A 20,755-nucleotide genomic window follows, 5' to 3' on the forward strand; every position below is an offset into this window, starting at 1 on the left:
CGATCTGCGCGAATCCGGGAGAGAATGGGCGTTCACGTGAAAGGGCTCCCATGAGTGAGATCGGTGAGGCTCCGTCGACGGAGACGGATGCCGCGGTGGACGTCGCCGTGGATGCCTCCGTGGATGTCTCGGTGCACCGGCAGCGCGCGGCGGACGACGCCGTGACCTCGGACACGAGTCCGCTGCACCTCCCGCACCCCGCGGCCGAGTGCCCGAAGTGCTTCACCGAGCTGCAGAAGGATCGTCACTGGTGGCGCGCACGCCCGGCGGGTTCGCGCCTCGTCGGACTCGTCATCTCGCGCGACGACATGCCCTCGGTGGTCGCCCAGCGCGATGCGCTGACACGGTTCGGCGTCCCGATCGAGGGGTTCCGGCATCCGTCACCGGAGATCCTGGAGAGCTGGGAGGAGCGTCTCGTGCGCCTGTTCGGCACGCTGCAGCGCGGTGACGTGCTGGTCGTGGCGAACGTGCACGCCCTCGGCCGCGACATCGACGAAGAGACCCGGACCGTCGCCGAGCTCCACCGGCGGGGGGTCGTGGTCAAGGTCCTCGAGCCCGGCGGCCGGCACCTCTACGACACCGGGCGCTGACCGGCCTCCCTCACGCGCCGACGTACGCGGCGAGGTGCTCGCCCGTGAGGGTCGAGCGCGCCGCGACGAGGTCGGCGGGGGCCCCCTCGAACACGATGCGACCACCGTCGTGGCCGGCACCCGGGCCGAGATCGATGATCCAGTCGGCGTGCACCATCACCGCCTGGTGGTGCTCGATGACGACGACGCTGTTGCCGTCGTCGACGAGGCGGTCGAGCAGCCCCAGCATCGCCTCGACGTCGGCGAGGTGGAGGCCCGTGGTCGGTTCGTCGAGGACGTAGACGACGCCCTTCTTCGCCATCGAGATCGCCAGCTTCAGGCGCTGCCGCTCGCCGCCCGAGAGCGTCGTCAACGCCTGGCCGAGCGTGATGTACCCGAGTCCGACGTCGATCATGCGGGCGAGGGTGGTGTGGACCGTCCCCGTGGGGAAGAAGTCCGCGGCCTCGGTCGCCGACATCGCCAGCACCTCGGCGATGTCCTTCCCGTTGAGCCGATATGCCAGGACGGTGTCGCTGAACCCGCTGCCGTCGCAGACCTCGCAGAGGGTCTCCACGGTCTGGGTGAAGCCGAGGGTGGTGATGATCACGCCGAGGCCGCGGCACGCGATGCACGCCCCCTCCGAATTGGCGCTGAAGAGCCCGGGCTTGACGCCGTTCGCCTTGGCGAAGGCGGAGCGCACGGCGTCCATGAGCCCGGTGTACGTCGCGGGGCTGGAGCGCCGGTTGCCCTTGATCGGGGCCTGGTCGACGACGACCACCCCATCGCGGTCGGGCAGGCTGCCGTGGATGAGCGAGGACTTCCCCGACCCCGCGACCCCGGTGACGACGGTGAGGATGCCGAGGGGCACGTCGACGTCGACGCCCCGCAGGTTGTGCCGCGTCGCCCCCCGGATCTCTATCGCGCCGGAGGGCGTTCGGACGGTGTCCTTCACCCGGGCACGGTCGTCGAGATGGCGCCCGGTGACCGTCCCCGAGGCGCGGAGCCCGGCCACATCGCCGACGTACTGGATCTCGCCGCCCGCGCGCCCGGCGCCCGGGCCCAGGTCGACGATGTGGTCGGCGATCTCGATGACCTCGGGCTTGTGCTCGACGACCAGCACCGTGTTGCCCTTGTCACGCAGCTGCTCCAGGAGACGATTCATGCGGGCGATGTCGTGCGGGTGCAGGCCCGCGGTGGGCTCGTCGAAGACGTAGGTGACGTCGGTGAGGGCCGACCCCAGGTGCCGGATCATCTTGGTCCGCTGGGACTCGCCGCCCGACAGCGTCCCCGCCGAGCGGTCGAGGGAGAGGTAGCCGAGACCGATGTCGATGAACGACGCGATGGTGCGCCGGAGGGTCGCCAGGAGCGGGGCCACGGCGGGGTCGTCGATCGTGTCGAGCCACGCCGCGAGGTCGGTGATCTGCAGGGCGGCGGCATCGGCGATGCTGACGCCACCGATCTTCGAGGAGCGCGCGCCGTCGTTGAGGCGGGTGCCGCCGCAGTCGGGGCACGGCTGGAACTTCACGGCGCGGTCGACGAACGCGCGGATGTGCGGCTGCAGCGCCTCGCGGTCCTTCTGCAGCATGCTCTTGGTGATCTTCGGGACGATGCCCTCGTAGGTCATCGACATGTTCTGCACCTTGACCTTCACCGGCTCCTTGTAGAAGAAGTCGTGGTGCTCGGTCTCGGTGAAGTCCTTCACGGGCTTGTGGGGATCGATGAAGCCGGACTCGGTGAAGATGCGCACGAGCCAGCCGTCGACGCTGTAGCCGGGGATTGTGATCGCACCGTCGGCGAGCGACTTGTCGCGGTCGACCAGCTCGTCGAGGTCGATGTCGCTGACCTCGCCGAGGCCTTCGCAGCGCGGGCACATCCCGCCGGTGATCTCGAACGACCGGCGTTCCTTGACGGTCGTCCCGCCCTTCTCGCGCGTCATCGCGCCGGCGCCGGAGACCGAGGGGATGTTGAACGAGAAGGCCTGGGGCGATCCGACGTGCGGCTGCCCGAGGCGGCTGAACAGCATGCGGAGCATCGCGTGGGCATCGGTCGCGGTGCCCACGGTCGATCGGGCGTTCGCTCCCATGCGCTCCTGGTCGACGATGATCGCGGGGCTGACGTTCTCGAGACCGTCGACCTCGGGCCTGTTCAGCTGCGCCATGAACTGCTGGACGAAGGTGGGGTAGGTCTCGTTGATGAGGCGCTGGGACTCGCTCGCGATGGTGCCGAAGACGAGCGAGGACTTCCCCGAGCCGCTGACTCCGGTGAACACCGTCAGGCGGCGTTTGGGGATCTCGACGTCGACGTTCTTCAGGTTGTTCTCTCGCGCCCCGATGACGCGGATCACATCGTGCGCGTCGGCGATGTGCGGCCCGGTGTCGTCACTCATCGTGCGTCCCTCCGTCGATCGTCGACCGGCCGGCCGCGGCGCCTAGGGGATGGCGAAGACGACCTCCGCGCCCGAGGGTACCGCCGCGGTGACGATCCGGGTATCGAAGGTCGCGAGCCGCGCCTCGTGCGAGGCAGCCAGGTGCAGCAGGTACGTGTCGGTGACCTGCGAGCTCGCCAGGAGACGCTCGGTGTACACCGACGCGTCGAGCAGACTCACCGAGTCGGGGAGGAACTCGTGATCCGGCTGCGCGGCGAGGCTCGCGAGGCTCGCGATGACCGTCGGTGCGGGCTGGGTGTTCGGATACTTCGGGTGACTGACGACGCGGACCACGCCGTTCTGCACCGTCGGGCTCGTGCACCAGGGCGCGTCTCGCGTCGCGAACCAGGCGTGCGCGCGCTCGTGGTGGACGTGCAGGGGATCGATCAGGGCGATGACGACGTTCACGTCGAGGAGATGGCGTGTCACGCGAGGTCGTCCCGCAGGGCGTTGACGTCATCGAGGTCGGCACTCGCGGACCCCGCCTGGGTGGGCAAGAGGACCACGCCGTTCCTCGTCCCGAATCGGCGTCGCTCGGTGAGGGTCGCGCGGGCAAGCTGCGAGATGGCCTCACCCAGGGTGATGCCGCGGACATCGGCGAACTGTTTGGCGGCGGCGAGGACGTCGTCGTCGATCGTGAGGGTCGTACGCATGCATCAAGCATCAGGCATCACGCATCAGTCGTCAACGGCTCGCCAGCACGCGGCGACGTGGTCGTCGACCATGCCCGCCGACTGCATGAGGGCGTACATGGTCGTGGGGCCCACGAAGCGGAAGCCGCGTCTGCGAAGGGCCTTGCTCATCGCCTCGGACTCCGCCGTCACCGCCGGCACGTCCGCCAGGGTCGCCGGGCGCGCTCCGGATGCCGGGGCGAACGACCATAGCAGGGCCTCGAACTCCCCCCGTTCCATCTGCGCGACCAGGCCCGCGTTGGAGATCGTGGCGAGGATCTTCGCGCGGTTGCGGACGATGCCGGCATCCGTCATCAGGCGCTCGACGTCCGCCTCGTCGAACGCCGCGACGACCTCGGGTTCGAATCCGGCGAACACCTCGCGGAACCGTGGACGCTTGCGGAGGATCGTGATCCAGGACAGGCCCGCCTGGAACCCCTCGAGGCTCACCTTCTCGAACAGCGCGCGGTCACCGCGGAGCTCATGCCCCCACTCCTCATCGTGATACCGCGCGTACTCGGCATCCGCGCCCACCCACGCACACCGGCTGCGTCCGTCGTCGCCGACCACGACATCCCCGATCATCGCGCCAGCATAGGAGCAGCCGCCGACACGCGCACGCGGATGATGCCACGTCGCGGGGCGGTGTCAACCCCGCGCGCGCCGGCACCCACCCTGCCTACCGTGAGGGCATGACAGATCTCAGCGGAAAGCGCGTCGCCTTCCTCGCGACGGACGGATTCGAAGACAGCGAGCTCACCTCCCCCTGGGAGGCGGTCACGGCCGCCGGGGCCACCGCGGTCATGGTCGCCCCCGCCGCCGGCTCCATCACCGGCAAGAACGGCCACTCCCAGAGCGTCGACCTCGTGTCGTCGGATGCGGATGCCGCCGATTTCGACGCCCTCGTCCTTCCCGGCGGCGTCGTCAACGCCGACGATCTGCGGATGGACCCGGCATCCGTCGCGTTCTCCCGCGCATTCTTCGCCCAGCACAAGCCCGTGGGCGCCATCTGCCACGCGGCGTGGACGCTCATCGAGGCCGAGGTGGTCTCGGGCCGCACACTCACGAGCTTCGCGAGCCTCAAGACCGATCTGCGCAACGCCGGGGCGACCTGGGTCGACGAGGAGGTCGTCGTCGACGCCGGGTTCGTCACCAGCCGCACGCCGGATGACCTCCCCGCCTTCAACGCGAAGGTGATCGAGGAGATCGCGGAGGGCGCCCACGCCGAGCAGACCGCCTGACGCGTCACTTCCTCTCACCGGAACAGGAGATCCGGCGAGTTCAGGTTCGATTCCCTGGAATCGTCCTGTTCTCGCCGGATCTCCTGTTTTCCGTCTGGGTGCGACCTACTTCTTCTGCAGCGCCTTCTCGGACGTGGGCGCGTCGCCCGCGGCCTTCAACCGTGCGTAGTGCTCGCGCGCCTCATCCTGGCGCTCCTGCTCGGCGCCCGACGCGATGGGTGCGCGGACGTGCTCCGGCGCGAGGCCGTAGGCGTCGACGAGATCCTGCGCGTGCGGACGGAGTCGGGTGCACAGACGACCGATGTAGCGCGAGACGGATGCCGCGCGCTGGGCTGAGAGGCGCCCGTTGATGAGGTACCACGCGAGGTGCTTCTCGATGAGGTGGAGTCCGAACAGGTCGCGCAGCCAGGTGAGCACCTGACGGGTCCCCTCGTCCTGGATCGCCTTCACCCCGTCGGAGAACGCCTCCCACTGGAGCAGCTCGCCGTGCGCGCGGGCCGCCTCGATGAGTTCGGCCTGGTGCTGGTTGAACAGGTCGGCCGCCTCGGACGGCGCCAGCTTGGATGCGGGGCGGAGCGCCGTGGCGAGGTCGGCGACCATCTGCTCGACGCGGCCGGCGAGCAGCTCGTGCTGCTGCTCGGCGCGGAGACCGAGCTCGACCGAGCGAGCGGTGGATCCGAAGTCGGCGACGGACTGTCCGAGCTGGCGGAGGCCCGCGCCGTGGAACACCTTCCCGGCGGTCTGGCCGACAGCGAACTTCGCCAGCGCAGCGGCATCCGCTCCCTTGAACTGGCGGGCGTAGTCGGCGAGCAGGCGCTTGCCCACGAGCTGCAGCAGCACGTTGTTGTCGCCCTCGAAGGTGACGTAGACGTCGAGGTCGTGGTGCAGGCCCACGAGGCGGTTCTCGGCGAGGAAGCCCTGGCCGCCGCACGCCTCCCGCGCTTCCTGGATCGTGTTCAAGGCGTTCCACGTGGACAGCGGCTTCAGCGCGGCGGCGAGCGTCTCGAGGTTCTCCCGCTCGTCGGGGGTGTCGTTGCGGCCCGAGAAGACACCGTCGAACGTCGTCAGCAACTCGTCGTGCGCGAAGAACTGAGCGTAGTTCTGCGCGATGAGCGGGAGAAGACGGCGCTGGTGCTTGCCGTAGTCGAGCAGGGTGACCTCGTCGGTGCCGCTGCCCGAATCGAACTGACGACGCTCGTTGCCGTACGTCACGGCGATCTTCAGCGCGAGGGCGGATGCCGTCGTCGCGGCGCCGTCGAGCGAGACGCGGCCCTGCACCAGCGCGCCGAGCATCGTGAAGAAGCGGCGACCGGGGCTGGCGATGTCGGAGGAGTAGCTGCCGTCCGCGGCGACGTCACCGTAGCGGTTGAGGAGGTTCTCGCGCGGAATCCGGACATGGTCGAAGTGAAGACGCCCGTTGTCGATGCCGTTCAGACCACCCTTGACGCCGTCGTCCTCACCGCCGATGCCGGGGAGGAAGGCGCCCTCGTCATCGCGCAGGGGCACGAAGAAGCAGTGCACGCCGTAGTTGACGCCGCCCGTGATCAGCTGGGCGAAGACGGTGGCCGCCTTGCCATGGAGGGCGGCGTTGCCGAGGTAGTCCTTCCACGCCCCGCGGAACGGGGTGTTGATGACGAACTCTTCGGTGTCGGGGTCGTAGGTGGCGGTGGTGCCGATGGCGGCGACGTCCGATCCGTGGCCGGTCTCGGTCATCGCGAAGGCGCCCGGGAGTTCGAGCGAGATGACCGCGGGGAGCCAGCGGTCCCAGTGGGTCTTCGTGCCGAGCTGGTAGATCGCCGAGCCGAAGAGACCCCACTGCACGCCGGATTTGATCTGCAGGCTCGGGTCGGCGAGGACCAGCTCTTCGAATCCGGCGATGTTGGCGCCGTTGTTGTCGTGTCCGCCGTACTCGGCCGGGAACGCGCGACGCGATCCGTCGATGTCGACGAGCATGTGCAGCTGGGTGAGGACCCGCTCGCGGTGCTCCTCCTTCGTCTGGCCGGTGACCTGCCAGAAGGCGGAGTCCTTGATCGCCTCGCGCGTCTCGCGGCGGGTGTCGGCCCACGTGCCGAGGAGCATGTTCTCCACGGCGGCGATGTCGATGCGGGCCTCGGCGGCCTCGGCGGCGGAATGAGGTGCCCGGGGAGCGCCGCCGGCGGGAGTGCGGCGGTTGGTGGCGGGCCTGGATGTGCGGACGGCGGCGTCAGCCATGTGCATCACCTTTCAAGGGATGGACAGAAGCAAGGTTGGCTCAACGGTAGGTCTCCCACAAGGGTGGGCAAACTCCGTTGGACCTAACCGACAAGGATGCCGGGGCTTCGCGCCGGGAGCGGTTGTGTCTGATCAACAGGCGGTCTCCGCGGCGGGCGGGCGACCTGCTCCGTCCGTCGCCTACGCGGCCTGTTCGGCCACGACCTCCAGGACCGCGTCGCCGTACGCCTCGCGCTTCTTCGCGCCGATGCCGGGAACCCCGTCGAGATCGGCGAGCGAGGACGGCCGCCGCTGCGCGAGCGCGCGGAGGGTGGCGTCGCCGAACACGATGTACGCGGGAACCCCGAGCTCGCGCGCGACCCCCGCCCGCCAAGCCCGGAGCGCCTCGAAGAGCGGCACGTCGCCCGCCGCCACCCCGTCGGGCGCTGCGGCGCGGCGCACGCGCGGCGCCGACGTGCGACCGATGGTGTCGCGACGGAGGGGCACGGGAGTCTCACCGCGGAGCACACCGGCGGCGCTCTCACCCAAGGCGAGAGTGCCGTACTCGCCGCGGGCGACCAGGATCCCGCGGGCGAGGAGCTGACGGATGACGCTCCGCCAATCCTGGTCCGACAGGTCGGCACCGAGCCCATAGGTGGACAGGGCATCGTGCCCCTGCTGACGGATGCGGTCGGTCGAGGCACCGCGGAGGATGTCGATCAGGTGGCCCGCGCCGAACGCCTGGTTGCGCTCGCGCTGAAGGCGCACGATGGTCGACAGCAGCTTCTGCGCGGGGACGAGTCCGTCCCACGTGTCGGGGGCCTCGATGCACGTGTCGCAGTTGCCGCACGGGGTGGAGGCTTCTCCGAAGTAGCCGAGGAGGTTCTGGCGGCGGCATCCGACCGTCTCGCAGAGGGCCAGCATGGCGTCCAGGTGCTGGCCGAGTCGCAGCTTGTACGTGCGGTCGCCGGGCGACTGGTCGATCATGCGCCGCTGCTGCACGACGTCGCCGAGACCGTAGGCCATCCACGCGACGGCGGGCTGGCCGTCGCGACCGGCGCGACCGGTCTCCTGGTAGTAGCCCTCCACGGACTTCGGCAGGTCGATGTGGGCGACGAAGCGGACGTCGGGCTTGTCGATGCCCATCCCGAACGCGATGGTGGCGACCATTACAACGCCGTCCTCGCGGAGGAAGCGGGACTGGTTGGCCGCACGCGTCTCCGCGGGAAGGCCTGCGTGGTACGGCAGGGCGTCGATGCCCTGAGCGCTGAGGTACTCGGCGGTCTGCTCGACCGACTTCCGGCTCAGCGCGTAGACGATGCCTGCGGCCCCCTCGGGCTGCGAACGGATGAACGCGGTCAGCTGACGCCGCGGGTCGGACTTCGCCTCGATGCGGTACTGGATGTTGGGGCGGTCGAAGCTCGAGACGAAGTGGCGGGCGCCCGGGAGCTGGAGCCGCTCGGAGATCTCGCGATGGGTCGCCGGCGTCGCGGTGGCCGTCAGCGCGATCCGCGGGACGTCCGGGAAGCGCTCGGCGAGATCGCCGAGGCCGAGGTAGTCGGGGCGGAAATCGTGCCCCCACTGCGAGACGCAGTGGGCCTCGTCGATGGCGATCACGCTGAGCCGGCCCTGCCCGAGGAGGCGGCGGGCGGAGTCGGTGTTCAGCCGCTCGGGGGCGACGTAGAGGAGGTCGAGCCCGCCGCTCACATACGCCTGTTCGACGCGACGCCGCTCGGCGGCATCCTGCGTGGAGTTGAGGTACGCCGCCCGCACACCGTTGGCCACGAGCGCGTCGACCTGATCGTGCATGAGGGCGATGAGGGGGCTGACCACGAGGCCGGTGCCGGGCCGGACGAGGGCGGGCACCTGGTAGCAGACGCTCTTGCCGCCGCCGGTCGGCATGAGGACGACCGCGTCACCGCCACCGGTCACCTGGTCGATGATCGCGGCCTGATCGCCGCGGAACGCGTCGTACCCGTAGACCTCGCGGAGGACGTCGGCGGGCGCGGTGCCGGTGAAGTCGCGGACCGGGGGCGCGCCAGGACCGGGCGGCGCGGCTGCGGGCGGGGCACCCGACCCTCCGTACGGCTCGGGCGGCGGCATCCAGCCGTCGTCCTCGGGCGGCGCCCACGCGTCCGGCGGGATGTCGTCGAACGGCGGGGCGTCGTCGAACGGCGGGGCGTCGTCGAACGGCAGTCCCGAGTCGGCGGGTTCGACAGGACGCGGCATTCCTCCAGCGTAACCGCCGGCCCCGACACGACGCGGGGTGCAGGATCGATCCTGTGGAGAACGGATGTTCGATGTGGATGTCGGAGGCGTGTGCAATCTTCGAACATTGCGACAGAGAGCGCGGGACGAAGGGAAGACCGATGTTCGACATCACCGACGCAGAACTCGCCTGGCTCGACCAGGAAGACGCGCACGTCGCCGACATGATCCGGCAGTACGGCGTGTACATCACCTATGTGGGAGGGGCGTGCTCCATGCCGGGGTGCGCGTGCGCCGAAGCCGGCGAGGGCCCCGCGTTCGGATACACCGCCGGCTTGTTCGGCATCGGACACCCCGAACTCGCGATCACGGGGGTGTCCATGAACGCGGCCGGTCAGGTGCTCAACGAGGTGGCGGCGGCCGTGCTCGACGGCGCGCACCTCCTGCCGGGGACGACGCTGGATGTGGCGGCGATGCCCAGACGGATCTCGGTGCAACGGGTTCCCAACCCCGCCGAGATCGCGTTCACCGCCAACCGGCACTACCATCGCCCGGATCACGCCTCCGTGCCGCTGCTGCAGCTCGTCTACGCCGACGAGAAGGGCCGGTTCCCGTGGGACGACGGGTACTCCCTCACGCCCGACGCTCAGCCTCTCCCGGGGCAGTGGCGCGCGTGACGACCTTCGGAGGCGTCGGCGCCGCGACGCTCAGAGGCGGACGACCTCGTTCACGCGGAGCACGGCGGTGCCCTCCTCGACGGATGCCGCGAGGTCCACCTCGCCGCGGATACGCCAGTCGTGGTCGCCCGCGGGATCGTCGAGGGTCTGCTCGACGATCCATCGGCCGGCGGCGGCATCCGTCTCGTCGATGCGGACGAGCGACGGCGAGCGCGCGGGGCCCCCGGTGAGGATCTCTTCGTGCTCGTCGAAGTAGGCGTCGAGCGCGGCGGGCCAGTCGACGTCGGGATCGAGCGCGACGAGCGCATCGTCGTCCTGCAGCGCCGCCAGCTGCACGCGGCGGAAGAGCTCGTTGCGGACGAGGACCGTGAACGCGCGACGGTTGGTGAGCACCGACGGGGGTGCGGGCGGGACCACGGGCGCGTCGTCGCCCCCAGCGGTCGGGTGGGTCAGCGACTCCCACTCGTCGACGAGGCTCGAATCGACCTGACGGACGAGCTCTCCGAGCCACTCGATGACGTCCATGAGGTCGTCGGTGCGGGCCTCGGCGGGGACCGTCTGTCGGATCGCGCGATAGGCGTCCGACAGGTACCGGAGGACCAGACCTTCGCTGCGACCGAGTTGGTAGAAGGCGACGAACTCTCCGAACGACATCGCCCGCTCGAACATGTCACGCACCACCGACTTGGGCGACAGCTCGAAGTCGCGGACCCACGGCTGGCTCGACGCGAAGACCTCGAACGACTGCGCGAGCAGGTCGGCGAGCGGCTTCGGGTAGGTGACCTCCTCGAGGAGCGCCATGCGCTCGTCGTACTCGATGCCGTCGCGCTTCATCGCCGCGACCGCTTCCCCGCGCGCGCGGTACTCCTGCTGCGACAGGATCGCCCGCGGGTCGTCGAGCGTCGCCTCGATGACGCTGACGACGTCGAGGGCGTAGTGGCCTGAGCCCGTACCGTCCTCCTGCGGTGCTCCGCTGTCGCGATCGAGCAGGTCGATCGCCGCGAGCGCGAACGGTGACAGCGGCTGGTTGAGCGCGAAGTTCGGCTGGAGGTCGACCGTAAGGCGCACCACGGGCTCGGGGCCCGTGCGGTCGACCTCGACGATGCCGGCCGCGCGGAGCGTCCGGAAGATCGCGAGGGCCCGCCGGGCGAGCTCGTACCGGCGCGCGAGGGGTTCGTGGTTGTCGAACACGAGCGCGCGCACGTTGCCGAAGACGTCCCCGCCACGACCGATGACATTGATGAGCATCGCGGCGGTCATCTGCATGTGCGGCGTCAGCGGCTCGGGCGTGGCCGCGACCAGGCGCTCGAACGACCCCAGCCCCCAGTTCACGACCCCCGTCGGCGCCTTCTTGCGGACGATCTTCTTCCGCTTCGCGGCGTCGTCGCCGGCCTTCCGGAGCGCGGCCTCGTTCTCGATCTCCCACTCCGGCGCCATCACGATGACGTTTCCGTAGGGGTCGTACCCGGCGCGGCCCGCACGGCCGGCGACCTGATGGAACTCGCGCGCCGACAGCTGCCGCATCCGCGTGCCGTCGTACTTCGACAGCGCGGTGATGACGACCGTGCGGATGGGGACGTTGATCCCCACCCCGAGGGTGTCGGTGCCGCAGATGACCCGGAGGAGTCCGCGCTGCGCGAGCGTCTCGACGAGGCGTCGGTACCGCGGGAGCATGCCCGCGTGATGGATGCCGATTCCCGCGCGGACCAGGCGCGACAGTGTCTTGCCGAACGCGGTGGTGAAGCGGAATCCGCCGATCGCCTCCGCGATGGCGTCACGCTGCTCGCGCGTGGCGACCTTCGCCGACGACAGGGCCTGCGCGCGCTCGACCGCCTGCGCCTGGGAGAAGTGGACGATGTACACCGGCGTCTCGCTCTGATCCATCAGGCGCTGGACGACCTCGTGGACCGGCATCCGCTCGTAGTCGTGATGCAGCGGCACCGGGCGCTCGACGCCGGTGACCTCGGCGACCGGGCGTCCGATGCGCTCCCGCAGATCATCCGCGATGGCGGTGACGTCGCCGAGCGTCGCCGACATCAGGAGGAACTGCGTGCCGGTGAGGGTCAGCAGCGGCACCTGCCACGCCCACCCGCGCTCGGGATCGCCGTAGTAGTGGAACTCGTCCATGACGACCTGGTCGATCGCGGCATCCGTCCCCTGTCGGAGGGCGAGGTTCGCGAGGATCTCGGCCGTGCAGCAGACGATCGCCGCGTCGGGGTTCACGGAGGAATCCCCCGTGACCATGCCGACCTTGTCGGCGCCGAAGATCTCCACGAGCGCGAAGAACTTCTCGCTCACGAGGGCCTTGATCGGCGCCGTGTAGTAGGTGCGGCCCCCGCGGGCGAGCGAGGCCGCGTGGGCGGCGACGGCGACGAGCGACTTGCCGGTGCCGGTCGGGGTCGACAGGATCACGTGGGCGCCCGAGACCAGCTCGATGACGGCCTCGTCCTGCGCGGGGTAGAGGGTGAAGCCCCGGTCGGTGGCCCATTCGACGAAGACGTCGTACACGGCGTCCGGATCGCCGGCGGCCGACGCGAGGGTCTCGGTCAGGGTCGCGGGCATTCCCCCACTCTGCCAGTCGCTGGCGGAATCGGATGCTGCGCGCCTACGTTGAGGAGCACGACGAGAGGACCACCGTGACCGACAACGACAACACGACCGTCACCCGCAACGACGAGGCCGGGCGCTACGAGATCCACGTCGGCGGCGAGCTCGCCGGCTTCAGCGAGTTCAGCACCGATCCGAAGGGCCGCCTCCGCTTCACCCACACCCAGACCGACCCCGCCTTCCGCGGGCAGGGGCTCGGCGGCACCCTCGTCGCCGGGGCGATGGCCGATGTCGCGCGCAGCGGCGAAACGGTCCGGCCGTACTGCCCGTTCGTCGCGAAGTACCTGAGCGAGAACGACGTCGACGGGCTCACGGTGGACTGGCCGACGCCCCGCCCCGCCGCGTCCGAGGGCTGAGGCACGCGATGACCCGGCTCGACACCGACGATGCCGTCGCGACGGAGACCGCCTCGGAGTGCGACGGCCCGAGAGCCCTACTGCTCGAAGCCCGCGAGGTGCCCCTCGGCGGCGTGCGGGCGATGTCGGTCCGCCGCGCGCTGCCGCAGCGCGATCTGCCGCTCGTCGGGGCCTGGTGCTTCCTCGATCGGTTCGGGCCGCAGGTCACGCGGATGCGCGTCGAACCGCACCCGCATATCGGGCTGCAGACGGTGACCTGGCCGTTCGTCGGCGACGTCCGTCATCGCGACTCGGTGGGCAGCGACGTGCTCGTGCGACGCGGAGCGCTCAACCTCATGACGAGCGGCGCCGGCATCACGCACTCGGAGTACTCCCTCGGCGAGGAGGCCACGCCGCTGGACGCCCTGCAGCTGTGGGTCGCGCTCCCGGAATCGCGCCGTCACGGCGCTCCTGCGTTCGAGCAGCACAGCGACCTTCCCGAGCTGGCTCTGGAGGCGGCGGCGGGCGAGCCGGGCGCGGCGACCGTCGTCCTCGGTACCCTCGGCGGCGTCTCCTCCCCCGCCACGACCTACACCCCGATCGTCGGCGCCGAGATCGCCGTGCCGCCCGCATCGCGCGTCCGCGTCCCCCTCGATCCCGCGTGGGAGCACGCGCTGATGGGTGTCGAAGGGGATCTGCGGGTCGCGACGCACGTCGAGGGCGCCGACGACCCGGTCGACCTGGATGGCGAGCATCTCCTGTATCTCGGACTCACCCGCGATCACATCGAGATCGAGAGCACCGATGGAGCACGGGTGTTCCTCCTCGGCGGTGAGCCGTTCGAGGACGACATCGTCATGTGGTGGAACTTCGTCGGCCGCAGCCACGATGAGATCGTCGCGGCGCGCGAGGCGTGGGAGGCCGGCGCCGACCGGTTCGGCGCGGTCGTCGACCACGGCGACGAACGCATCCCCGCCCCGCCCATGCCGGCGGTCCGCCTCACGCGCCGCAAGCGCCGCGTCTGACCCCGGCCGCGGCGCCGAGTTTCTCCCGGCCGCCCGCGATCCGCGCCCTCGTCCACCGGCGATACGCTGAGGGACGTGGCCCGAACCTCCGTCCTCTCCACGCGCGTGCTGCTCACGAGCGCCGCGATCGGCGTGGCGACAGGCCTCCTCGGCGGCATCGCCGGATGGGTGACCCCGGTGGTGCTCCTGGCCGTGCCGATCCTGTACGGCATCGTGCTCGGCTCCCACGTGCTGCCGGGCATCATCGCGCAGGAGGTCATCCGACTCCCGTGGGTGGCGCTCCTCTCGCACGTCTTCGCCGCGCTCGTCGCGAGCGCGATGGCGCCGCAATGGGCGCTGCGCTTCATCGGCACCGCGCTGCTGTTCGGAGGGATCCAGGAGCTCGTGGCCGCCCTCACCCGCTACCGGGTGTGGGATGCGTGGCGGTTCTTCATCTCGGCGATCATCATCGGCATCCTCGTCGCCGTCGTCGTCGCCTTCGCCGCCGACCTCGCGTCGCTCCCGACCTGGGCACAGGTGATCTACCTCGTCGTCTCGGTGCTCGGCCCCGTCGCCTGGACCGCGCTCGGCCTCGGCATCGGCGTCGCGCTCCGCCGCGCCGGCGTCGCCCGCCGCTGACCCGGAGCAACACAGGCCCGCCGCGATAGGTTAGGTGAGACTCACCTACCGAGGCCCGCCGTGACTGCACACCCTCTTCCCGCGCCCGGTTCCGGCTCATCTCCCGGGCCCGGTCCGTTTGCGCGCCTGCGCGACGTCGCGATCACGCACGAGGGCGAGGATGCCGCGACGCCGGCCCGGGTGTCGTTCGACGTCGCGCCCGGCGAGGTGGTGCTCGTCCTCGGGCCCAGCGGGTCGGGGAAATCGACCCTCGCGCTCGCCTTCAACGGCCTCATCCCGCACGCCGTTCCGGCGACCCTCGACGGATCCGTCGTCATCGCGGGCCTCGACACCGCCGCCAGCTCCGTGGCGCGCCTCTCCCGTCACGTCGGGATGGTGTTCCAGGATCCCGACGCGCAGCTGGTGACGGGCACGCTCCTCGACGAGGTCGCGTTCGGGCCGGAGAATCTGCGCCTGCCGGTCGGCGACGTCCTCGCTCGCTCAGAGGCGTCCCTGCGACGCGTCGGCCTCTGGGAGCGGCGCTCCGAGAACCCCGACCGCCTGTCCGGCGGCGGGCGCCAGCGTCTCGCCATCGCGTGCGCCCTCGCCATGGGGTCGCGGCTGATGGTGCTCGACGAACCGACGGCGAACCTCGACCCGCGCGGCATCGACGAGGTCTACGAGGCGCTGGCCGAGGTCGCGGGCGATCCCGAACGGGCGATCGTGCTCATCGAGCACAACCTCGACGCCGCGGTCGCCCTCGTCACCCGCGTCGTGGTGCTCGGGGCCGACGGCGTCGTGCTCGTCGACGGGCCGACCGACGCGGTCCTCCGCGGCGATGCCGAGCGTCTGGCCGCGCTGGGCGTCTGGCTCCCGACGTCGACGCTCGCCGCGCTGCGGCTGCGGGGCGCGGGCTACGCGTTCGACCCCCTGCCGCTCACCCCGGATGAGCTCCGCGCCGCCCTCGAGGCGCAGCCGGCGCCGGATGCCGCGCCCGCCGTCGTCGTCGATTCCTCGGCGCCCGCCCCCTCACCCGCGGCCGTCGGCGCGGCCATCGAGGCACGCGACCTGACGCTCCGACGGGGGAAGACACCGGTCCTCCACGACGTGACCGTCGACATCCCCCGCGGCGCGTTCGTCGCCGTCGTCGGCGCCAACGGAGCCGGCAAGACCACGCTGGTCCAGGCGATGGCGGGAGTCCTCACGTCACCGAAGGGAACCGTGCGCGTGGGCGGCGACGACATCGCCCGGCTCGACGAGCGGACGCGCGCCGAACGTGTCGGCTTCGTCTTCCAGAATCCCGAGCACCAGTTCATCACCGCATCCGTCTTCGAAGAGATCGCGCACGGTCTGCGCCGCACCGCCGTCTCGGAGGACGAGGTGCGGGAACGCGCGATGGCGCTTCTCGAGCGCTTCGGCCTCGCCGAACGCGCGCACGTCCATCCGTTCCTGCTCTCGGGCGGACAGAAGCGGCGCCTGTCCGTCGGCACCGCGCTCGTCGCGGGCGCGGGGGTCCTGGCGCTGGATGAGCCGACCTTCGGTCAGGACCGCGCGCGCGCCGAGGAGCTCCTGTCTCTCCTCCGCGACCTGCACGACGACGGCACGACCGTCATCGTCGTCACGCACGACATGCAGCTCGTCGCCGACCACGCCGAGCGCGTCGTGGTCATGGCGGACGGCCGGATCCTCGCGGACGCCCCGACGGCGGAGGTGTTCGCCGACCAAGACCTCATCGACCAGGCGGGACTGCGCATGCCGCCGCTCGCGCGCGCACTGCACGGGGTGGCGGGGCACCCGCACCTGGCGTCGGCGACCCGCGTCTCCGACCTCCCCGGCACCCCGCTCGGCGCCCGCGCCGGCGTCCGATTCCGCACGGACGGGATCCCGTCGTGAGCTTCCCCGCCACCGCCCCCACCGCGGTCGTCGATCCGTATCGCGAGATCACGGATGCCGCACCCTGGCGGTTCCTGTACCGGCTGAACCCGCTCGCGAAAGTCGCCGCGGTCCTTCCCGCGATCGTCCTGCTGGTGTTCGTCCGCGACCTGCGGACGCCGCTCGTCTTCCTCGCCCTCGGGTACCTCGTCCTCCTCGTCGGGGTCCGGATGTCGGTGCGCCTCGCGCTCATCCTCGGGCTCGCCGTACCGGCGGTGGCGCTGGCGATCGGCCTGGGCTTCTCGCTGTGGACGGATGCAGCCCTGGTCGACGACACCGCGCCGGTCCTGCAGATCGGGGCATGGACCCTCTACGCGGGAGCGCTGGAGATCGGCTTCGCGACGGGGCTGAGACTGGCGGCGATCCTGGCCCTGTCGCTCATCCCGGGCCTGTCGACGACCGGGCCGGATCTCGTGCGGGCGAGCATCCAGCAGCTGCGGGTTCCGTATCGGATCGGGTACACGGCATTGGCCGCGTTCCGGTTCGTCCCCCGCTTCGGGCACGAGCTCGAGGTCATCCGCCAAGCCCACCGGGTTCGCGGCGCGAACCGCGGGCGCGGACCGATCGCCGCCGTCCGCCGCTGGACGAGCTACGTCGTCCCGCTCCTCGCCGGGGCGATCCGGCACGCCGAGCGGGTCGCTCTGGCGATGGATGCCCGCGCCTTCGGCGCCTACGCGGGCCGCACGGAACGACACCTGGTGCCGTTTCGTGCGCGCGATGTCGTCTTCGCGATCCTCTTCTGGGCGGCATCCGCCGCGGTGTTCACCACGACCTTCCCGTGGGCCATCGCCTGACGCGGAGCCCGCCGAACGGATCGCTCAGCGCTTGCCGGCGAGCTGACGCCCGACGATCTCGCGCATGATCTCGTTCGTGCCGCCGTAGATGCGGTGGACGCGGGCGTCGAGGAAGGCCCGCGCGATCGGGTACTCCATGATGTAGCCGTAACCGCCGTGGAGCTGAACGCACGCGTCGAGCACATCCCACTCGCGCTCGGTCGTCCAGAACTTGACCTTCGCCGCTTCCTCGGCCGAGAGCTTGCCGTCGCGATACGCCAGGAGCGCGCGGTCGATGTACGCCCACAGCGCGTCGACGGTAGTGGCGATGTCGGCGAGGGCGAAGCGGGAGTTCTGGAAGTCGATGATGCGCTGGCCGAACGCCTCGCGCTCTTTCGTGTAGGTCAGCGTCCAATCGAGCCCCGCCTGCGCGGCGGCCGCGGCGGCGACACCGATCGAGAGGCGCTCCAGCGGCAGGTTCATCATGAGCTGCACGAACCCCTGACCCTCGCGCCCGCCGATGAGGTTCGCGTCGGGAACGAAGACGTCACTGAAGCTGAGCTCGGCGGTGTCGTGCCCCTGGAAGCCCATCTTGTGGAGCTTCTTGCCGTGGTCGAAGCCCTCCGACGCGGTCTCGATGACGAAGAGGCTGAATGCGTCGGGGCGGTCGCCCTCGCCGGTCTTGACGAAGGTGACGACGATGTCGGCGGTGGCGCCCGAGGAGATGAAGGTCTTCGCGCCGTTGACGATGTAGCCGCCGTCGACCTTCTTCGCGGTCGTCTTGATGCCGCGCAGGTCACTGCCGGCGCCCGGCTCGGTCATCGCGAGCGCGCCGATGATCTCGCCCGTCGCCATGCGCGGAAGCCAGGTCTGCTTCTGCTCGTCGGTGCCCATATGCACGAGGTACGGAACGGCGAGGTCGTCCTGGATGCCGAAAGCCCCCGCGAGGCTTCCCGCACCCGCGGCGATGATCTCCTCGTTCACGACCGCACGGAAGCGGTAATCCTGCAGCATGCCCGCGCCACCGAACTCCTCGGGGACCGAAAGCCCGATGAGACCGGACTCGCCCGCCGCGCGCATCGTGGCGCGATCGACCTCACCGTCGGCATCCCACCGGGCGATGTCGGCGAGCGTGACGTAGCGCTTGACGAACTCCTTCACGACGTCGCGGAACGCCTCGTGATCCTCGTCGTAGATGTCGCGCTCCATGGCGTGGTCCTCTCGTCCTCGAGCAAACGGATGCCGTGAAATCGCATCCCGGATGCCAGGGTACTCAGTTCCACCGACATCCGTGACCGCGAATCAGCCGATGTAGTCCGGAGCGGGCTGCAGACCGAAGAACTCCTCCAGTGATTCCCACCCGGCCTCGTGATACTCCTGAGCGAGGGACGGACCGACGTAGCGCAGGTGCCAGGCCTCGGGAACATAGCCCGTCACGTCCGTCATCCCCTCGCCGTAGCGGACAATCCAGCCGTATCGCCAGGCGTTGTCATGCACCCAACGCCCCTGAGAGCTGCCGGCGAGGTCGTCGAGCGTGCCGCAGCCACCGTCGCACGGTACGACGTCGGCGGCGAAGCCGGACTGGTGCTCGCTGAATCCCGCACGGGCGCTCACCAGATCGGCACCCTCCACCCCGCGGCCGGCGACGTGGCTGCGGTAGGTGTCGGCCTGCGTCTCGAACGAGCGGAAACCGCTTGCGAGGGCGATCTCGCCCACCCCGGCGTCACGCGCGTCGGCGGCCATGGTCGCCAGCGCCGCCGCTGACTTCTCGTGCAGCGCACCGCCGCTGAGCGAACGCACCCCGTCGGGCATCGCGAGGGCCGTCGGCCGGAACGACATCGGCGCGTAGGGGCGGACCTTGTTCACGACCATCCATGTGCGTGCCGGATCGTCGAGGCTCACGCACGGCGCCCGGTCCTCCGTCACCGCAACGCGGAACGGCTCGGCGCCGCCGAACGCGGCGATGACCGCCTCGTCCTCTCCGGCATTCAGCGCAGAGACGACCTCAGGCAGGGCGCACGGATCCACCGCGGCAGCGAGCGCCGTCTGCTCGGGAACGGGCAACGCCGCGATCGGCCCGGCGAACGCGGGCACCTCCACCGCCGAGAGCGCGGCGGATTCCGCGCCCTCCGCCGCCGCGCCGTCCGGCGTCGCCGGAGCCGGAGCCGTCAGGCTGGTCAGCGTCGCCGACGCCCCCATGAGGAGGGCCGCGACCGCCAGCACGGCCGCGCCCACGCCGATCCGCGCACCGCGCGGCGCACCTGCGTGACGCGCGGCGGGTTCGGGGGATCCGGCCTGGAGCACGTCGGCCATTGTGCCCTGCCCACGGGGTCTCGCACGACCCGGGACCCGATCTCATCGCCACCGTTCTAATACGGATCACACCCCCTTGACTTAACATCGAACTTTTGTTCCCCTGAGACTATGCGATGGCAGGGACAGCGATTGGGCGAGACGGATGCCGGGGCCCTCCCCGGCATGGAGCATCTGGGCGGGTTCGTGCAAACCGTCACGACACCCGAGTTCAACGGCGTGGTCTTCCACGAGGTTCTCGCCAAGAGCGCCCTGAACCACGTGCCGACGGCATCCGGGGTCCCGTTCGATTGGACCGTCAACCCGTATCGCGGGTGCAGCCACGCGTGCACCTACTGCTTCGCGCGGGGCACGCACGAGTACCTGGAGCTTGATGCCGGCCACGACTTCGACAGTCAGATCATCGTGAAGGTCAACGTCGCCGACGTTCTGCGGCGCGAGCTCGCGCGCCCGACGTGGCTGCACGATCCGGTGATGCTCGGGACGAACACGGATCCCTACCAGCGGGCGGAGGGACGGTACCGCCTGATGCCGGGGATCGTCTCCGCCCTGACCGACGCGGGCACGCCCTTCTCGATCCTGACGAAGGGGACGCTGCTCCGCCGCGATCTCCCGCTCCTCGTCGATGCCGCACGCGAGGTCCCCGTGACCATCGCCCTGTCGATCGCCGTCTTCGACGACGCCCTGCAACGGGCGATCGAACCCGGGACGCCGTCCACCGCCGCGCGGCTCGACACGGTGCGCGCGGCCGCCGAGGCAGGCTTCCGGGTGACGGTCTTCCTGATGCCGATCCTGCCGCACCTGACCGACTCGGTCCCGGCGCTCGACGACGCGCTCCGCCGCATCGCCGACGCCGGCGCCACACGGGTGGTCTTCGGCGCCCTGCACCTTCGTCCGGGCGCGAAGGAGTGGTTCCTACGGTGGCTCGAGCGCGAGCATCCCGAGCTGGTGTCGTCGTACCGCGGTCTTTACCCGGGCGCGGCGGCGTACGCATCCAAGGCGTATCGCACCTGGCTCGCCAAACGAGTTCGACCGCTCTTACGCCGACATGGCCTCGGCGGGCAGGCGGAGGACGACAGCCCTCGCGGCGAAGGGATGCCGGGGCTCGCGCAACGGCGGTCGACCGCCGCGACGGTGGTCACCACCGCGCGGGGCCGCGCCGCGGCATCCGCCCCGGCCATGCTCTTCTGAC

The 20,755-nt window shown here is 70.5% G+C and carries 18 protein-coding genes; 9 read left to right on the top strand and 9 right to left on the bottom strand.

Going from position 1 to position 20,755, the window contains the following annotated elements; translation table 11 throughout:
* Window positions 1–50 precede the first annotated feature (50 nt).
* On the top strand, window positions 51–590 hold the full coding sequence (locus AB0O93_RS13085) for a recombinase family protein (protein WP_363344022.1): 540 nt from the start codon (window positions 51–53) through the stop codon (window positions 588–590).
* A 10-nt stretch (window positions 591–600) separates the two neighbouring features.
* On the opposite strand, the gene AB0O93_RS13090 is transcribed toward AB0O93_RS13085, so the two are convergent.
* The 4 genes from AB0O93_RS13090 to AB0O93_RS13105 are packed head-to-tail and all read right to left on the bottom strand — an operon-like array spanning window position 601 to window position 4,250.
* Window positions 601–2,955 (bottom strand): excinuclease ABC subunit UvrA, encoded by a 2,355-nt coding sequence (locus AB0O93_RS13090; RefSeq protein ID WP_363344024.1) that lies wholly within the window; start codon window positions 2,953–2,955, stop codon window positions 601–603.
* Between the two features lie 42 nt (window positions 2,956–2,997).
* Complete coding sequence (locus tag AB0O93_RS13095; RefSeq protein ID WP_363344026.1) at window positions 2,998–3,423, bottom strand: TA system VapC family ribonuclease toxin; 426 nt, start codon at window positions 3,421–3,423, stop codon at window positions 2,998–3,000.
* A complete protein-coding gene (locus tag AB0O93_RS13100; protein WP_363344028.1) occupies window positions 3,420–3,647 on the bottom strand; it encodes a hypothetical protein in 228 nt (75 codons plus the stop codon). Before AB0O93_RS13100 ends, AB0O93_RS13095 begins: the two co-directional genes overlap by 4 nt.
* A 24-nt stretch (window positions 3,648–3,671) precedes the next feature.
* The gene (locus tag AB0O93_RS13105; RefSeq protein ID WP_363344030.1) at window positions 3,672–4,250 is read right to left on the bottom strand and encodes a DNA-3-methyladenine glycosylase I; all 579 of its coding nucleotides are present in this window, start codon (window positions 4,248–4,250) and stop codon (window positions 3,672–3,674) included.
* A 107-nt stretch (window positions 4,251–4,357) separates the two neighbouring features.
* Between AB0O93_RS13105 and AB0O93_RS13110 the strand changes: the two genes are divergently transcribed.
* Window positions 4,358–4,906: a type 1 glutamine amidotransferase domain-containing protein gene (locus AB0O93_RS13110; RefSeq protein WP_363344032.1), complete on the top strand. Its 549-nt coding sequence runs from the start codon at window positions 4,358–4,360 to the stop codon at window positions 4,904–4,906.
* A 105-nt stretch (window positions 4,907–5,011) separates the two neighbouring features.
* Here AB0O93_RS13110 and AB0O93_RS13115 read toward each other — a convergent pair whose 3' ends face one another.
* Window positions 5,012–7,117, bottom strand: coding sequence for an acyl-CoA dehydrogenase (locus AB0O93_RS13115; RefSeq protein ID WP_363344034.1), 2,106 nt, complete (start codon window positions 7,115–7,117; stop codon window positions 5,012–5,014).
* A 180-nt stretch (window positions 7,118–7,297) separates the two neighbouring features.
* Window positions 7,298–9,325, bottom strand: a complete 2,028-nt coding sequence (gene recQ, locus AB0O93_RS13120; RefSeq protein WP_363344036.1) for a DNA helicase RecQ — start codon at window positions 9,323–9,325, stop codon at window positions 7,298–7,300.
* Between the two features lie 140 nt (window positions 9,326–9,465).
* Between recQ and AB0O93_RS13125 the strand changes: the two genes are divergently transcribed.
* Window positions 9,466–9,981 (top strand): DUF4262 domain-containing protein, encoded by a 516-nt coding sequence (locus AB0O93_RS13125; protein WP_363344038.1) that lies wholly within the window; start codon window positions 9,466–9,468, stop codon window positions 9,979–9,981.
* A 30-nt stretch (window positions 9,982–10,011) separates the two neighbouring features.
* Here AB0O93_RS13125 and AB0O93_RS13130 read toward each other — a convergent pair whose 3' ends face one another.
* On the bottom strand, window positions 10,012–12,543 hold the full coding sequence (locus tag AB0O93_RS13130) for a DUF3516 domain-containing protein (RefSeq protein WP_363344040.1): 2,532 nt from the start codon (window positions 12,541–12,543) through the stop codon (window positions 10,012–10,014).
* A 32-nt stretch (window positions 12,544–12,575) separates the two neighbouring features.
* Between AB0O93_RS13130 and AB0O93_RS13135 the strand changes: the two genes are divergently transcribed.
* The 5 genes from AB0O93_RS13135 to AB0O93_RS13155 all read left to right on the top strand — a co-directional run bounded on the left by AB0O93_RS13135 (window position 12,576) and on the right by AB0O93_RS13155 (window position 17,271).
* Window positions 12,576–12,944: a GNAT family N-acetyltransferase gene (locus tag AB0O93_RS13135; protein WP_363344044.1), complete on the top strand. Its 369-nt coding sequence runs from the start codon at window positions 12,576–12,578 to the stop codon at window positions 12,942–12,944.
* 8 nt (window positions 12,945–12,952) lie between these two features.
* Complete coding sequence (locus AB0O93_RS13140) at window positions 12,953–13,948, top strand: pirin family protein (protein ID WP_363344046.1); 996 nt, start codon at window positions 12,953–12,955, stop codon at window positions 13,946–13,948.
* Between the two features lie 75 nt (window positions 13,949–14,023).
* Entirely contained in the window at window positions 14,024–14,566 is a 543-nt protein-coding gene (locus tag AB0O93_RS13145) for an ECF transporter S component (protein ID WP_363344048.1), read from the top strand.
* A gap of 126 nt (window positions 14,567–14,692) precedes the next feature.
* Window positions 14,693–16,438, top strand: coding sequence for an ABC transporter ATP-binding protein (locus tag AB0O93_RS13150; RefSeq protein WP_363344225.1), 1,746 nt, complete (start codon window positions 14,693–14,695; stop codon window positions 16,436–16,438).
* Window positions 16,439–16,485: 47 nt separating this feature from the next.
* On the top strand, window positions 16,486–17,271 hold the full coding sequence (locus AB0O93_RS13155; protein WP_363344227.1) for an energy-coupling factor transporter transmembrane component T: 786 nt from the start codon (window positions 16,486–16,488) through the stop codon (window positions 17,269–17,271).
* A gap of 24 nt (window positions 17,272–17,295) precedes the next feature.
* Here the strand turns inward: AB0O93_RS13155 and AB0O93_RS13160 are convergent, their stop codons facing one another.
* Both AB0O93_RS13160 and AB0O93_RS13165 read right to left on the bottom strand, forming a co-directional pair.
* Complete coding sequence (locus tag AB0O93_RS13160) at window positions 17,296–18,459, bottom strand: acyl-CoA dehydrogenase family protein (protein ID WP_363344050.1); 1,164 nt, start codon at window positions 18,457–18,459, stop codon at window positions 17,296–17,298.
* Between the two features lie 93 nt (window positions 18,460–18,552).
* The gene (locus AB0O93_RS13165; protein WP_363344052.1) at window positions 18,553–19,563 is read right to left on the bottom strand and encodes a M15 family metallopeptidase; all 1,011 of its coding nucleotides are present in this window, start codon (window positions 19,561–19,563) and stop codon (window positions 18,553–18,555) included.
* Between the two features lie 111 nt (window positions 19,564–19,674).
* Between AB0O93_RS13165 and AB0O93_RS13170 the strand changes: the two genes are divergently transcribed.
* Window positions 19,675–20,754 (top strand): Rv2578c family radical SAM protein, encoded by a 1,080-nt coding sequence (locus AB0O93_RS13170; protein ID WP_363344054.1) that lies wholly within the window; start codon window positions 19,675–19,677, stop codon window positions 20,752–20,754.
* The last annotated feature ends 1 nt before the right edge of the window (window position 20,755 follow it).

The organism is Microbacterium sp. NPDC077184 (assembly GCF_040687055.1).
GTDB lineage: Bacteria > Actinomycetota > Actinomycetes > Actinomycetales > Microbacteriaceae > Microbacterium.